The following is a 13,768-nucleotide window of genomic DNA, read 5'->3' as shown; positions in this document are numbered from 1 at the left end:
CCGGTCGCCACTTAACTTATGGCTTTAACGGATTGAATATGACTGAACAGCAACCTGTTGCAGTTCTGGGAGGCGGCAGCTTCGGCACCGCCGTGGCGAACCTGCTGGCGCAGAACGGCGTGCCGGTACGCCAATGGATGCGTGACCCTGAGCAGGCCGAGGCCATGCGCGTCAATCGCGAGAACCCGCGCTACCTCAAAGGCATCCGTCTGCATGACGGCGTCGAGCCGGTCAACGACCTGCTGGCCACGTTGCACTACAGCGACCTGATCTTCGTCGCGCTGCCCTCCAGCGCCTTGCGCAGCGTTTTGGCCCCGCATGCCGCGCTGCTGCGCGGCAAATGCCTGGTCAGCCTGACCAAAGGCATCGAAGCGCAGAGCTTCAAGCTGATGAGCCAGATCCTCGAAGAGATCGCGCCCGATGCGCGAATCGGTGTGTTGTCCGGGCCAAACCTGGCCCGCGAGATCGCTGAGCATGCGCTCACCGCTACCGTGGTCGCCAGTGAAGATGAAGACCTCTGCCAGCGCGTGCAGGCGGTATTGCACGGGAGTACCTTCCGGGTCTACGCCAGCAGCGACCGCTTCGGTGTCGAGCTGGGTGGGGCTCTGAAGAACGTCTATGCGATCATTGCTGGCATGGCCGTGGCGCTGGGCATGGGCGAAAACACCAAGAGCATGCTGATTACCCGTGCGCTGGCCGAAATGACCCGTTTCGCCGTGAGCCAGGGCGCCAACCCCATGACCTTCCTCGGCCTTGCCGGGGTCGGCGACCTGATCGTCACCTGTTCTTCGCCCAAGAGCCGCAACTACCAGGTCGGTCACGCCCTGGGCCAGGGCCTGACGCTGGAGCAGGCGGTCAGTCGCCTGGGCGAGGTGGCCGAAGGGGTCAATACCCTCAAGGTGCTCAAGGCCAAGGCTGAAGAGGTCCAGGTCTACATGCCGCTGGTAGCAGGGCTGCATGCCATCCTCTTCGAAGGCCGCACGCTGAACCAGGTGATCGAGCGCCTGATGCGCGCCGAGCCCAAGACCGACGTCGACTTCATTTCCATCAGCGGTTTCAACTGAGCTTTTAGCGGCTTTGAACAGAACAAGGAGCGACACATGAACGATACCCCTGAGCGCGCCCAGCGCGAGTCGATCATCCTGCGCGTGCTGTGGATGCTGGTGTTTCTGGTGGTGTGGCAACTGGCCGAGCTGCTGCTCGGCGGCCTGGTGCTGGTGCAGCTCATCTACCGTCTGATCTACGGCGCACCGAGCGCCAGCCTGATGAACTTCGGCGACAGCCTGAGCCAGTACCTGGCGCAGATCGGTCGCTTTGGCACCTTCCATACCGACAGCAAGCCGTGGCCTTTCGCAGACTGGCCCACACCGCGTGCGCCGGAAGGCGAAGCGCCGCATGCCGTTGCCCCTGCACCCCACCCGGTGCGCGATGAGGAGCCCAAACTGTGAAGCTGTGGGTATTGCGCCACGGTGAGGCAGAGCCCAGGGCCAACACCGACGCCGAGCGGCGCCTGACTGCCCACGGCCGCGAGCAGGTGCTGCACAGTGCTGCGCATCTGCTCGGCCAGCCGTTGCAGGCCATCATTGCCAGCCCCTACGTGCGTGCTCAACAAACGGCCGCCCTGGTGCATGACACCCTCGGTTTCGCCGAGCCGGTGCGCACCGTGCCCTGGCTGACGCCCGACAGCAACGTGCAGGAGGTGATCGCTGAACTCGAACGCCTGGGGCTTGAGCACGTATTGCTGGTCAGCCACCAGCCGTTGGTGGGTGCGCTGGTCGGCATGCTGGAGCATGGCCACGCGCAACAGCCTGCGCCTTTGAGCACCGCCAGCCTGGCGCAGCTTGAAGGCGACTGGCCGCTGGCGGGGCTGATGACCCTGCAGGCCCTGCAGCACGCGCCTTGATTGATCGGCAACGGGCGTTTGCGCCTGTTGCCGTGCCCCAGCCGATTACTCGCAGCCCGGCTTCGTCAGCGCCCGGTGACCTGATCGCCCTCGCCGATGACCTTTACGGACGTTGCCGAGCGCCCGCGGGATGCCGACAATGGGCCATCATCCTCGTACCGGACCAGGTGCCATGTCGCAGCAGATCTTCTTCGCCCATGCCAACGGCTTTCCGTCGGCCACCTACGGCAAGCTGTTCGCGGCCCTGGCGCCGGATTACCATGTGCAGCATCTGCCCCAGCATGCCCATGACCCCCGCTTTCCGGTGAACGAGAACTGGCAGAGCCTGGTGGATGAGCTTTTACACCACCTGGCCAGGCAGGATCAGCCGGTGTGGGGTGTCGGCCACTCGCTGGGTGGCGTGCTGCACCTGCATGCAGCCCTGCGGTGTCCTGCTTACTACCGCGGTGTGGTCATGCTTGACTCACCGGTGCTGACCCGCGCCGATCAGTGGTTGCTGCGCACCGCCAAGCGCTTTGGCTTCATTGACCGCATCACCCCTGCAGGCCGCACGCTGGGGCGGCGCGAGGCGTTCAGCGACCGCGCCAGCGCACGGGACTATTTCGCCAGCAAAAAGCTGTTCCGGCATTTCGACCCCGACTGCCTGGAAGCCTACCTCGAGCATGGCCTGCAAGACATGGAGCAGGGGGTACGCCTGCGCTTCGATCCGGCTACCGAAATCAGCATCTACCGCAGCATCCCTCACGCAAGCCCGGCCCCTGCGCGGCAGCTTCAGGTGCCACTGGCGATGGTGCGGGGTGAGCGCAGCAACGTGATTCGTCGCCACCACACGCTGGCTGTGCGCGGCATGCCCAGGGGCGAGTACCACAGCGTACCCGGTGGGCACATGTTCCCCCTGGAGCGGCCGACGGACACTGCCAGCCTGATCAAAGGCCTGTTCGACCGCTGGGGCCAGGCATGAGTGCCCACGTGGAGGAAATCCGCCTCAGCCTGGGCCATATCGAGCTGGCTGCTCACCTGTTCGGCCCCGAAGACGGCCTGCCGGTGATCGCCCTGCATGGCTGGCTGGACAATGCCAACAGTTTTGCCCGCCTCGCACCGCAATTGAAAGGCCTGCGCATCCTCGCCCTGGACCTTGCCGGGCATGGTTACTCGCAACACCGCCCGCCAGGCGCCGGCTATGCGCTGGCCGACTACGCCCATGATGTACTGCGGGTTGCCGAACAACTGGGCTGGCAACGGTTTGCCCTGTTGGGGCATTCGCTGGGGGCGATCATTTCTGTGCAGCTGGCCGCCGCCCTGCCAGAGCGGGTCAGCCATCTGGCGCTGATCGACGGCGTCATCCCGCCGACCGGCGCCGAAGCGGATGCCGGCGAGCGCCTGGGGTTGGCGCTGCAAGCCCAGTTGCGCCTGGATGGCAAACGCAAGTCGGTCTACAAGACCCTGGAGGAGGGCGTGCAGGCGCGGATGAAGGGCATGGTCGCGGTCAGCCGGGACGCTGCCGAGTTGCTCGCCCAGCGCGGCCTGATGCCGGTGCCTGGCGGTTACAGTTGGCGCAGTGACAGCCGCCTGACGTTGCCATCGCCGGTGCGCTTGAGCCATGCCCAGGCCATGGCCTACGTGCGCCGGGTGAACTGCCCGGCGTGCCTGGTGGTGGCGGCCGACGGCATGCTGGCGCGCCACGCTGAGCTGCTGCAACAGCTACCCTTTGAACAGCAGGTGCTGCCCGGTGGCCATCATCTGCACCTGAACGATGAACACGGCGCGGCCCTTGTCGCAGACTGTATCAATCGCTTCTTTGGCTTTGCTTGACTTGAGCCGGACAAGTGTCGAGGCTTGGCGGGTTGAACAGGGAGACAACCATGCAACTGCCAGACATCCTGGAGCTTCATTACGGCGCTCGCCGCCGCGCGGGTCGCCGATGAGCGTGCCCGTCATGATTCGTACTGCCGGCGCCTGCCTGGCGCTCGTAAGCCCGCTGCTGTGGGCCGGCGCCCTGCCCGTGCCCGTGGATGCCAAAGTGGTCGAACAACGCCCGGCAGTCGAGCAGGAGCGGGTCTACCCAATGGGCCCGCTACGCAAGATCAGCGGCCGTCTGCGCGTGGATGACAAGGTCGAGAGCCGAGGGCAGGTAAGTTCCATCACTTACGAACTGCCGGCCGAGCGTACGGATCGTGAAGCCTTCACCAGTGCCCGCGAAGCGTTGCAGCGCGATGGCGGTTACCCATTGTTCTGGTGTCAGGGCCGCGATTGTGGCGAAGCCAGCCTGTGGGGCAATGAGGTATTCGGCAGCGCGCGGCTCAATGGCGGTGACGAGCAGCAGGCGTTCATCCTCCTGCGCCGCTCCGCCAAAGAGGCAGACACCCTGGTAGCGCTTTACAGCGTTACCCGCGGCAACCGCCGCGCCTACCTGCACGTGGAAGAGTTCGTCGCCAGCAGCCCGCTGGGTGAACTGATGCCTACGCCGGCTACGGTGCTGCGCGAAATGCGCGACACGGGCAAGCTCGACTACCCCGACCTGGCTGTGCCGCAACCTTCCTGGGTGACCTTGTTGGGTCGCAGCCTGAACCTGGACAGCACGTTGCGTGCAAGCCTCAGCGGTCCCCAGGCTGAGGCCTGGCGCGAGCAGCTGGTCAGGGCCGGTGTACGCAGCAACCGGCTCGAAGTCGGCAATGCCCCCACCGATGGCCTGCACCTGGAACTGATCCGTTGAATGAGCGCCACCATGGCCAACAATGATCGCCTGCTGATCCAGATTATCCTGCTGACCTTGCTCGGCGCTGCGTTGTGGGTGATGGCACCTTTCATTTCCGCGTTGTTGTGGGGGGCTATCCTGGCGTTTGCCAGCTGGCCGCTGATGCGCCTGCTGACACGCGCACTGGGTGGGCGTGAAACACTGGCGGCAGGCCTGCTGACCTCGGCCTGGATACTCATCGTGGCCTTGCCGTTGGTGTGGTTGGGCTTCAACCTCGCCGACCATGTTCGGGACGCCACCGCCTTCGTGCGCGACGTGCAGGTCGATGGCTTGCCTGATGCCCCCGCGTGGCTGGGCGGCATTCCCCTGGTCGGTGAACGCCTGGTCAGCGGCTGGCAGTCTCTCGACCAGCAGGGCGCCGCGCTGATCGCGTCGGTCAAGCCTCACCTGGGCCAGGTCGGCAACTGGTTGCTGGCACGCAGTGCGCAGATCGGCAGTGGTGTGCTGGAGCTGACGCTGAGCCTGGTCTTCGTGTTCTTCTTCTATCGTGACGGCCCGCGCCTGGCGGCGTTCGTCCTGCGTTTGCTGAACCGCCTTGTAGGTGAGCGCGCCGAGTATTACCTGGAGCTGGTGGCGGGCACCGTGCAACGGGTGGTCAACGGGGTGATCGGTACTGCGGCGGCACAGGCACTGCTGGCCTTGATCGGCTTCCTGATCGCCGGTGTGCCGGGGGCCATCGTGCTGGGCCTGGTCACCTTCATGCTCAGCCTGATCCCCATGGGGCCGCCACTGGCGTGGATACCCGCAACTGCCTGGCTGGTATGGCAGGGTGAGTACGGCATGGCGGTGTTCCTGGGTATCTGGGGCACCTTCGTCATCAGTGGCGTGGACAACGTGCTCAAGCCTTACCTGATCAGCAGGGGCGGCAACCTGCCGCTGGTGATCGTGCTGCTCGGGGTGTTTGGCGGTTTGATTGCCTTTGGCTTCATTGGCCTGTTCATCGGGCCAACCCTGCTGGCGGTAGGGTATAGCCTGCTGCTGGACTGGAGCCGCAACGCCGGGCAGCCAACGCCACAACGTTAGCCTTGCGTCGGCCCGGGCGGGCTTGCCCTGCGCATGGGCCGGTGCAGGTAACACGACAAATCTGATCTTTACGCATTCTTTATTTCCAGCCCCACCCCTCGATCTCGCCCCTTTACGCCCCTCCCTTGGACAATTCCCCCAAAGCGGCCCAAGCCGTAACCAGGGGAGATCCACACATGAACATGCTCGACGGGCTGTCACTGCTACTGGCAGTGGCGTTGGCGGTTTACCTGCTGATGGCGCTGCTGCGCGCCGATCGCAGCTAGGGAGCGGCCATGCACAGTTATGACTTCGCGTTGCTGCTGGCGTTTTTCGCCATCGTGCTGCTGCCGGCACCCTGGCTCGGGCGCTTCTACTTCAACGTCATGGAGGGCCAGCGGACTTGGCTGACGCCGCTACTTGGGCCGGTGGAGCGGGGCTGCTATCGGCTGGCCGGCGTGCGCGCCGATCAGGAACAGAACTGGAAGCAGCACGCCCTGGCGCTGCTGGCGTTCAACCTGGCCGGTTTCGTGCTGCTCTTCAGCGTACTTTTACTGCAAGGCTACCTGCCGCTCAACCCGCAGCACCTGCCCGGCCAGGAATGGTCGCTGGCTTTCAACACTGCGGTGAGTTTTGTCACCAACACCAACTGGCAGGCTTACAGCGGTGAAGCCTCGGTCAGTTACCTGAGCCAGATGCTCGGCCTGACCGTGCAGAACTTCGTAAGCGCCGCTACCGGGCTGGCCGTGCTGGTCGCCTTGTGCCGCGGCATCTCCCGGCGCTCGACCAGCAGTATTGGCAACTTCTGGGTCGACATGACCCGTGCCACCCTTTACGGCCTGTTGCCGTTGTGCCTGGTGCTCGCGCTGCTGCTGGTCTGGCAGGGTGTGCCGCAGACCTTCGCCGACTACGCCCACGCGGTGACCCTGCAAGGTGCTGACCAGACGATTCCGCTCGGCCCTGCCGCCAGCCAGATCGCCATCAAGCAATTGGGGACCAACGGCGGCGGCTTCTTCGGCGTCAACTCGTCACACCCGTTCGAGAACCCAACGGCCTGGAGCAACCTGTTCGAGGTGGCTTCGATCATCCTGATCCCGGCCGCCTTGGTCTTCACCTTCGGCCATTACGTCAAGGACCTGCGCCAAAGCCGCGCGATTCTGGCCTGCATGCTGGGCCTGTTCCTGATTGGCGGCGCGACCGCGCTGTGGTCGGAGCACCAGCCCAACCCGGCGCTGGACAGCGCGCAGGTTCAGCAGAGCGCACCCCTGGAGGGCAAGGAAAGCCGCTTCGGCACGACCGGCTCGGTGTTGTGGACGGTAACCACCACCGCAGCGTCCAACGGGTCGGTCAACGCCATGCACGACAGCCTCAACCCGCTTACCGGCATGGTCGCCATGGTCAACATGATGGTCGGCGAGGTGATTTTCGGCGGCGTTGGCGCGGGGCTCTACGGCATGTTGCTGTTCGTGCTGATCGCGGTGTTCCTGGCAGGCTTGATGATCGGCCGCACCCCGGAATACCTCGGCAAGAAACTGCAGGCCCGGGAAGTGCAACTGTTGGTGGCAACCTTGCTGGTGATGCCGGTCGGCGTGCTGGTGCTTGGTGCCATTGCCGCCAGCCTGCCGGGGCCTGCCGGCGCGGTCAGCAACCCAGGTGCACATGGTTTCAGCCAGTTGCTGTACGCCTACACCTCGGGCGCCGCGAACAACGGCTCGGCGTTCGCCGGGTTCGGCGCCAACACCGTGTTCCACAACGTGATGATCGGCCTGGCCATGCTCATCGGCCGCTTTGGCTACATCCTGCCGATTCTGGCCTTGGCTGGCAGCCTGGCCGCGAAGAAAAGCGCGCCGCAAGGGCTGAACAGCTTCCCTACCCACGGCCCGCTGTTCACCGGCCTGCTGCTGGTGACCATCCTGCTGGTGGGCGGCCTGACCTTCCTGCCGGCCCTGGCCCTTGGGCCAATCGCTGAACACCTGAGCCTGGGTTTCTGAGGAACCGACCATGAACATGCCCATTCCTGAAGTGAACGCCCGGCACAGCGCCAAGGACCAGACCCGCTTCGCCGCGCTGTGGCGCCCGGCGCTGGTGCAAGCATTCGTCAAGCTTGACCCGCGTCAGCTCAAGCGCTCGCCGGTCATGCTGGTGGTCGCGCTGACTGCCGTCCTGACCACCGTGCTGTGCTTTGCCCCCGGCACTAACGTGAGCACCGGCGTTGCCGTGCAGATCGCGGTGTGGCTGTGGTTCACCGTGCTGTTCGCCAACTTTGCCGAAGCCCTGGCAGAAGGCCGCGGCAAGGCCCGCGCCGACAGCCTCAAGGCCGGCAGCCAAGGGCTGACCGCAGAGCGACGCATGCGCGACGGCACATTCGAGACCGTTGCCGCTGCGCAGTTGCGCAAGGACGACGTAGTCCGTGTCGTGGCCGGTGAGATGATCCCGGGTGACGGCGAGGTGCTCGAGGGCATCGCTGCGGTCAACGAAGCGGCCATCACCGGTGAGTCTGCGCCGGTGATTCGCGAATCCGGCGGTGACCGCTCGGCCGTCACTGGCAATACCCGGTTGGTTTCCGACTGGCTGCTCATTCGCATCACCAGCAACCCTGGCGAGTCGACCCTGGACCGCATGATCGCCCTGGTCGAAGGCGCCAAGCGACAGAAGACACCCAACGAAATCGCGCTGGACATTCTGCTGATCGGCCTGACGTTGATCTTCCTGATCGTAGTGGTCACGCTGCAGCCATTCGCCCACTTCGCCGGCGGCAGTCTGCCACTGATTTTCCTGGCTGCACTGCTGGTGACGCTGATCCCGACCACCATTGGTGGCCTGCTCTCGGCCATCGGCATCGCTGGCATGGATCGCCTGGTGCGCCTTAACGTGATCGCCCGCTCGGGCCGTGCCGTGGAGGCGGCCGGTGACGTGCACACGCTGATGCTCGACAAGACCGGCACCATCACCTTTGGCAACCGCCGTTGCAGCGCCCTGCATGCAGCCACCGGGGTGACCGCCAAGGAGCTGGGCGAGGGCGCCTTGCTCGCGTCGCTGGCCGATGACACGGCCGAAGGCAAGTCGATTGTCGAGTACCTGCGCCAGCTGCATGACTTCGTCGAACCGGGCGTGGGGCAGTTCGACGCCATTGCCTTCAGTGCCGAGACACGCCTGTCGGGCATCGATTTCCAGCAGCATCGCTACCGCAAGGGCGCCGTTGATGCAGTCCTCGCCTTCGTCGGCATGCAGCGCCTGGAAATGCCCCTGGCGCTGGCCCGCGAAGTTGAACGCATCGCCCAGAGTGGTGGTACGCCGCTGCTGGTGTGCGTGGACAAGCGCCTGCTCGGTGTGATCCACCTCAAGGATGTCGTCAAGCCTGGCATCCGCGAACGCTTCGCCGAGCTGCGCAAGCTGGGTATCCGCACGGTGATGGTGACCGGCGACAACCCGCTGACGGCCGCGGCCATCGCCGCCGAGGCCGGTGTTGATGACGTGCTGGCCGAAGCCACACCGGAGAAGAAGCTGGCGCGCATCCGTCAGGAGCAGAACGACGGCCGCCTGGTGGCCATGTGCGGCGACGGTGCCAACGATGCCCCGGCCCTGGCCCAGGCTGACGTGGGCATGGCCATGAACGACGGCACCCAGGCCGCGCGCGAAGCCGCCAACATGGTCGATCTGGACAGCGACCCGACCAAGCTGCTGGACGTGGTCCAGGTCGGCAAGGAGCTGCTGGTGACCCGTGGCGCGCTGACCACGTTTTCCATCGCCAACGACGTGGCCAAGTACTTTGCCATCCTGCCGGCGTTGTTCGCCGCCATTTACCCGCAACTGGGGGTGCTCAACCTGATGCAGCTGGCCAGCCCGCAGAGTGCGATCCTCTCGGCCATCGTGTTCAACGCGCTGATCATCATCGTACTGATCCCCCTGGCGCTGCGTGGCGTGCGCGTGCAGGCGGCCAGTGCTGCCCATCTGCTGCGGCGCAACCTGCTGATCTACGGCCTGGGCGGCATCATCGTGCCATTTGCCGGGATCAAGCTGATCGACCTGTTGCTCAACGCTTTGCACCTGGTCTGAGGAGGCCACCATGAACACATATGTACGCCCGGCGTTGAGCCTGATCCTGTTGTTGGCGGTGGTCACCGGCGCGCTGTATCCGCTGGCGGTGACCGGTGTTGCCCAAGTGGTTTTTCCGGAACAGGCCAATGGCAGCCTGGTCCGCGATGAGCAGGGCCAGGTGCGCGGCTCGGCACTGATCGCCCAGGATTTTCAGGGGGATGGTTGGTTTCATTCGCGGCCTTCGGCGGGGGCTTATGCCACCGTGGCCAGCAGTGCCAGCAACCTGTCGCCAAGCAACCCGGCGCTGGCTGAACGGGTAGCGGGCGATGCCGCGAAGCTGTATCAGGCAGGGCAGGGGCCGGTGCCCCAAGCCTTGCTGACCACCTCGGGCAGTGGCCTGGACCCGCATTTGCCACCGCAGGCCGTGGCCTACCAGATTCCGCGGGTGGCGGCGGCGCGCCAGATACCGGTAGAGCGCTTGCAAGCCCTGCTGGAAGAGGCCACCCTCCACCCATTGATCGGGCCGCCTGTGGTCAACGTTCTGGCACTTAACCAGGCCTTGAGCAAATTGGCGCGATGAAGCAGGCCCGGACAATGCCGATCGTGGCACCACTGAAGGATGAAGCATGAGTGACGCAGCCCGCGCAGACGCGCTGTTGGCCAACCTGCCGCGCGAAGGCCGTGGCAGGCTCAAGGTATTTCTCGGTGCAGCCCCTGGCGTAGGCAAGACCTACGCCATGCTCCAGGCCGCCCACGCCCAACAGCGCCAGGGCGTGCAGGTACTGGCAGGCGTAGTCGAAACCCACGGTCGTGCCGAAACCGAATCACTCCTCTCAGGCCTCGCCCAGCATCCTCTGCTACGCAGCGAATACCGGGGTGTCACCCTGGAGGAAATGGACCTTGACGGCCTGCTGAAGGCCGCCCCCGGCCTGGCCTTGGTCGATGAACTGGCCCACAGCAACGCCCCGGGCAGCCGCCACGCCAAACGCTGGCAAGACGTTCAGGAACTGCTGGCCGCCGGGATCGATGTGTACACCACGGTCAACGTCCAGCACCTGGAAAGCCTCAACGACAAGGTGCGCGACATCACTGGCGTGCACGTGCGTGAAACGCTGCCGGACTGGGTGCTGCAGGAGTCTTTCGAGCTGGTGCTGATCGACCTGCCGCCACGCGAGCTGCTCGAACGTCTGCGTGAGGGCAAAGTCTACGTGCCCGAGCAGGCTCGGGCTGCGATCGATGCCTATTTTTCCCAGACCAACCTCACCGCGTTGCGTGAGCTGGCCATGCAGGCCGCCGCCGCGCAGGTCGATGCCGACCTGGCCCACGGCTACCGTCAGCGTGGGCAAGAGGCGCCGGCCCTGCGCGGGCGTCTGCTGGTGGGTGTCGATGGTGACGATCAGGCCGAACGCCTGGTGCGCCATGCCAGCCGGGTTGCGCAGCGTCGGCATTTGCCCTGGAGCCTGGTGCATGTGGACAACGGGCGGCTGCGCGACGAAACCGCACGGCAGCGTTTGCAGGCGGCTCAACAACTGGCTGAGCGCCTGGGCGGGGAAGTGGTGCTGCTGCGCGCAGGCGAGGTGGCACGCACGCTGATCCAGCATGCCGGCGAGCGCCGAGCCAGCCTGGTGCTGGTAGGTCAGTCGCGGGACCGCCTGCGTCGTCGACTGTTCGGCGCAGGCGTGGCTGCGCGGTTGCTGCGCGAAAGCCACGGGCTTGAGATCAACGTGCTTGACCGCGATGCCCAGCCGGCACCGACAAGTTCGGCCGCGCGGCGGGTGTGGGTATGGCGCCACTATCTGTTGGCACTGGCCGCGACCGTGCTGGCGACGGGGTTGTCCTGGGTGGTGTCGAGCGTGTTGGCGCTGCCCAATATTTCGCTGGTGTTCCTTGCCGCCGTACTTCTGGTTGCGGTGCGCAGCAGCCTGGGCCCGGCCTTGGCCTGTGCTGCCTTGTCATTCCTGACCTACGACTTCCTGTTCATCCCGCCGAATTTTTCCTTCAGCATCCAGCGCGAAGAAGACGTGCTGACGCTGGTGTTCTTCCTGTTCATGGCTGCGCTTACCGGCAACCTCGCTGCGCGTCAGCGCCGGCAGTTGCAGGCCCTTCGCGAAACCCAGGCGCAAACCAACCAGCTGCTTGACCTGTCGCGACGGCTTACGGTCGCCACCGACCGGCAAGCCGTATTCAACGCCGCCGGCCAGCACCTCAATGGCTGGCAGGACGTGCACGTGTGCCTGCTCGAACGCAATCCCGAAGGGCAGTTGCAAGTGGCCAGCGGCCAGGCCCAGGTCCTGAGCGACAACGAACGCGCCGCCGCCGAATGGGCCTGGCAACATGGGCAGGCCGCCGGCCATGGCAGCGACACCCTGCCTGATGGCCGATGGTGGTGGTGGCCGTTGACCGTCGACGATCATCCCTTGGCCATGCTCGGTGTCCGCCCCCAGTCCGGCGAACCTCTCAGTGCCCAGCGGCGCCGGCTGCTCATGGCGCTTGGTCAACCGCTGGCCCAGGCCCTCGCCCGGGCTCGCCTGGCCGAACAACTGGAAGCCGCCCGTCTGCACGGCGAGACCGAGCAGTTGCGCAGCGCGTTGCTGGCCTCTGTCTCCCACGACTTGCGTACTCCGCTGACCGCCATGCGTGGCAGTATCGACAGCCTGCTGGCGCTGGGCGAAGCCATCCCCACCGAAGACCGCCGCGAACTGTTGGAGGGTACCCGCAACGAAGCCGAACGCCTTGACCGCTATATCCAGAACCTGCTCGACATGACCCGTCTGGGCCACGGCGGCCTCAAGCTGGCCCGCGACTGGGTCGCTCCGGCCGATATCGTCGGCAGTGCCCTGAACCGCCTACGCGTGGTGCTCGCGCCCCTGCGGGTGCACACCGAGGTGCCCGCCGAGTTGCCGTTGCTGTTCGTGCACGCCGCGCTGATCGAGCAGGCGCTGATCAACGTGCTGGAAAACGCAGCGCGCTTTTCGCCCGCCCAGGGCCGCCTCGAACTGCAGGTGTCGGTGCACGACGAGCAATTGCGGTTCGCGGTCAGCGACCAAGGGCCTGGCATCCCCGTGCCTGAACGCGAGAAAATCTTCGACATGTTCTACACCGCGGCCCGCGGCGACCGAGGCGGGCAGGGCACCGGCCTGGGCCTGGCGATCTGCCAGGGCATGATCGGCGCCCATGGTGGGCAGATCCTGGTCAGCGAAGGCATCGATGGCCATGGCACCTGCATCACTTTATGCTTGCCGCTGCCCCCACAACCCGAAGCCGAAAGCGAAACCCCATGAGCCAGTCCGCCACCCTCCTGGTCATCGACGATGAACCGCAGATCCGCAAGTTCCTGCGCATCAGCTTGGCCTCTCAGGGCTACAAGGTGATCGAGGCGGCCACCGGTAGCGAAGGGCTGGCTCAGGCTGCCTTGGCCAAGCCTGACCTGGTGGTGCTTGACCTCGGCTTGCCTGACATGGACGGGCAGCAGGTGCTGCGCGAGTTGCGCGAGTGGAGTGCAGTGCCGGTAATGGTGCTGTCGGTGCGCGCCAGTGAAGTGCAGAAGGTCGATGCGCTGGATAGCGGGGCCAATGACTATGTGACCAAGCCGTTCGGCATCCAGGAGTTTCTGGCCAGGATACGTGCGTTGTTGCGCCAGGTGCCGCAAGCGGGCGGGAGCGAGGTGACGGCGAGCTTCGGGCCTTTGACTGTGGACTTCGCGTTTCGCAAGGTGACGCTTGAGGGCGCTGAGGTGGCGCTGACCCGCAAGGAATATGCGTTGCTGGCGCAACTTGCCGGGCACCCGGGGCGGGTGATTACCCAGCAGCAGTTGCTCAAGGATATCTGGGGCCCGACGCACGTGGAGAACACCCATTATCTGCGGATTGTAGTGGGGCATTTGCGGCAGAAGCTGGGGGATGATCCAACCGCACCGCGGTTCATCATTACCGAGGCCGGGGTGGGGTACAGGCTGGTTGCGCCTTCCTGCTAGGGCCATTGCCGGTCAAGCTGCACCTTCGTTGTTGCGCACCATGAAAATTCCTCCATTGCTCCATCTCCTCTGAAGCGTCGCAGCCATCAGCCAACTG

General features: G+C 65.2%; 13 protein-coding genes. All 13 read left to right on the top strand.

Annotated features, from left to right (window positions below):
• The first annotated feature begins 38 nt into the window (after window positions 1-38).
• A complete protein-coding gene (locus tag ACEWE8_RS13835) occupies window positions 39-1,064 on the top strand; it encodes an NAD(P)H-dependent glycerol-3-phosphate dehydrogenase (RefSeq protein ID WP_046785238.1) in 1,026 nt (341 codons plus the stop codon).
• Between the two features lie 36 nt (window positions 1,065-1,100).
• Window positions 1,101-1,448 (top strand): DUF4389 domain-containing protein, encoded by a 348-nt coding sequence (locus tag ACEWE8_RS13830; protein ID WP_046785237.1) that lies wholly within the window; start codon window positions 1,101-1,103, stop codon window positions 1,446-1,448.
• A complete protein-coding gene (gene sixA / locus ACEWE8_RS13825; RefSeq protein ID WP_046785236.1) occupies window positions 1,445-1,903 on the top strand; it encodes a phosphohistidine phosphatase SixA in 459 nt (152 codons plus the stop codon). The genes ACEWE8_RS13830 and sixA overlap by 4 nt, the downstream gene beginning before the upstream one ends.
• Window positions 1,904-2,075: 172 nt before the next feature.
• Window positions 2,076-2,864, top strand: a complete 789-nt coding sequence (locus ACEWE8_RS13820; protein ID WP_046785235.1) for an alpha/beta fold hydrolase — start codon at window positions 2,076-2,078, stop codon at window positions 2,862-2,864.
• Window positions 2,861-3,715: an alpha/beta hydrolase gene (locus tag ACEWE8_RS13815; RefSeq protein WP_046785234.1), complete on the top strand. Its 855-nt coding sequence runs from the start codon at window positions 2,861-2,863 to the stop codon at window positions 3,713-3,715. The genes ACEWE8_RS13820 and ACEWE8_RS13815 overlap by 4 nt, the downstream gene beginning before the upstream one ends.
• A gap of 109 nt (window positions 3,716-3,824) precedes the next feature.
• Window positions 3,825-4,616, top strand: a complete 792-nt coding sequence (locus tag ACEWE8_RS13810; RefSeq protein WP_046785233.1) for a DUF4892 domain-containing protein — start codon at window positions 3,825-3,827, stop codon at window positions 4,614-4,616.
• Between the two features lie 12 nt (window positions 4,617-4,628).
• Complete coding sequence (locus tag ACEWE8_RS13805) at window positions 4,629-5,681, top strand: AI-2E family transporter (RefSeq protein WP_042112064.1); 1,053 nt, start codon at window positions 4,629-4,631, stop codon at window positions 5,679-5,681.
• A gap of 176 nt (window positions 5,682-5,857) precedes the next feature.
• Window positions 5,858-5,947, top strand: coding sequence for a K(+)-transporting ATPase subunit F (gene kdpF, locus ACEWE8_RS13800; RefSeq protein WP_039602773.1), 90 nt, complete (start codon window positions 5,858-5,860; stop codon window positions 5,945-5,947).
• 9 nt (window positions 5,948-5,956) lie between these two features.
• Window positions 5,957-7,651: a potassium-transporting ATPase subunit KdpA gene (gene kdpA, locus ACEWE8_RS13795; protein ID WP_046785232.1), complete on the top strand. Its 1,695-nt coding sequence runs from the start codon at window positions 5,957-5,959 to the stop codon at window positions 7,649-7,651.
• A 10-nt stretch (window positions 7,652-7,661) separates the two neighbouring features.
• Window positions 7,662-9,716: a potassium-transporting ATPase subunit KdpB gene (gene kdpB, locus ACEWE8_RS13790; protein WP_046785231.1), complete on the top strand. Its 2,055-nt coding sequence runs from the start codon at window positions 7,662-7,664 to the stop codon at window positions 9,714-9,716.
• A 10-nt stretch (window positions 9,717-9,726) separates the two neighbouring features.
• Window positions 9,727-10,278, top strand: coding sequence for a potassium-transporting ATPase subunit KdpC (gene kdpC / locus ACEWE8_RS13785; protein ID WP_046785230.1), 552 nt, complete (start codon window positions 9,727-9,729; stop codon window positions 10,276-10,278).
• Between the two features lie 46 nt (window positions 10,279-10,324).
• Window positions 10,325-12,979 carry a sensor histidine kinase KdpD gene (locus tag ACEWE8_RS13780; RefSeq protein WP_046785229.1) on the top strand — a complete coding sequence of 885 codons (2,655 nt, stop codon included), beginning with the start codon at window positions 10,325-10,327 and terminating at the stop codon, window positions 12,977-12,979.
• A complete protein-coding gene (locus ACEWE8_RS13775) occupies window positions 12,976-13,671 on the top strand; it encodes a response regulator (RefSeq protein WP_046785228.1) in 696 nt (231 codons plus the stop codon). Before ACEWE8_RS13780 ends, ACEWE8_RS13775 begins: the two co-directional genes overlap by 4 nt.
• Window positions 13,672-13,768 lie beyond the last annotated feature (97 nt).

The sequence above is a fragment of the Pseudomonas sp. TR47 genome (assembly GCF_044143025.1).
Classification (GTDB): Bacteria; Pseudomonadota; Gammaproteobacteria; order Pseudomonadales; family Pseudomonadaceae; genus Aquipseudomonas; species Aquipseudomonas putida_E.
This window is presented reverse-complemented; position numbering and strand designations above follow the sequence as displayed.

Excerpts from the sequence above, each read along its gene's own strand:
- kdpF (WP_039602773.1), top strand. The coding sequence starts at position 5,858 with ATGAACATGCTCGACGGGCTGTCACTGCTACTGGCAGTGGCGTTGGCG.
- ACEWE8_RS13830 (WP_046785237.1), top strand. The coding sequence starts at position 1,101 with ATGAACGATACCCCTGAGCGCGCCCAGCGCGAGTCGATCATCCTGCGC.
- kdpC (WP_046785230.1), top strand. The coding sequence starts at position 9,727 with ATGAACACATATGTACGCCCGGCGTTGAGCCTGATCCTGTTGTTGGCG.
- ACEWE8_RS13815 (WP_046785234.1), top strand. The coding sequence starts at position 2,861 with ATGAGTGCCCACGTGGAGGAAATCCGCCTCAGCCTGGGCCATATCGAG.
- kdpB (WP_046785231.1), top strand. The coding sequence starts at position 7,662 with ATGAACATGCCCATTCCTGAAGTGAACGCCCGGCACAGCGCCAAGGAC.
- ACEWE8_RS13810 (WP_046785233.1), top strand. The coding sequence starts at position 3,825 with ATGAGCGTGCCCGTCATGATTCGTACTGCCGGCGCCTGCCTGGCGCTC.
- ACEWE8_RS13775 (WP_046785228.1), top strand. The coding sequence starts at position 12,976 with ATGAGCCAGTCCGCCACCCTCCTGGTCATCGACGATGAACCGCAGATC.
- ACEWE8_RS13780 (WP_046785229.1), top strand. The coding sequence starts at position 10,325 with ATGAGTGACGCAGCCCGCGCAGACGCGCTGTTGGCCAACCTGCCGCGC.
- ACEWE8_RS13805 (WP_042112064.1), top strand. The coding sequence starts at position 4,629 with ATGGCCAACAATGATCGCCTGCTGATCCAGATTATCCTGCTGACCTTG.
- kdpA (WP_046785232.1), top strand. The coding sequence starts at position 5,957 with ATGCACAGTTATGACTTCGCGTTGCTGCTGGCGTTTTTCGCCATCGTG.
- ACEWE8_RS13820 (WP_046785235.1), top strand. The coding sequence starts at position 2,076 with ATGTCGCAGCAGATCTTCTTCGCCCATGCCAACGGCTTTCCGTCGGCC.
- ACEWE8_RS13835 (WP_046785238.1), top strand. The coding sequence starts at position 39 with ATGACTGAACAGCAACCTGTTGCAGTTCTGGGAGGCGGCAGCTTCGGC.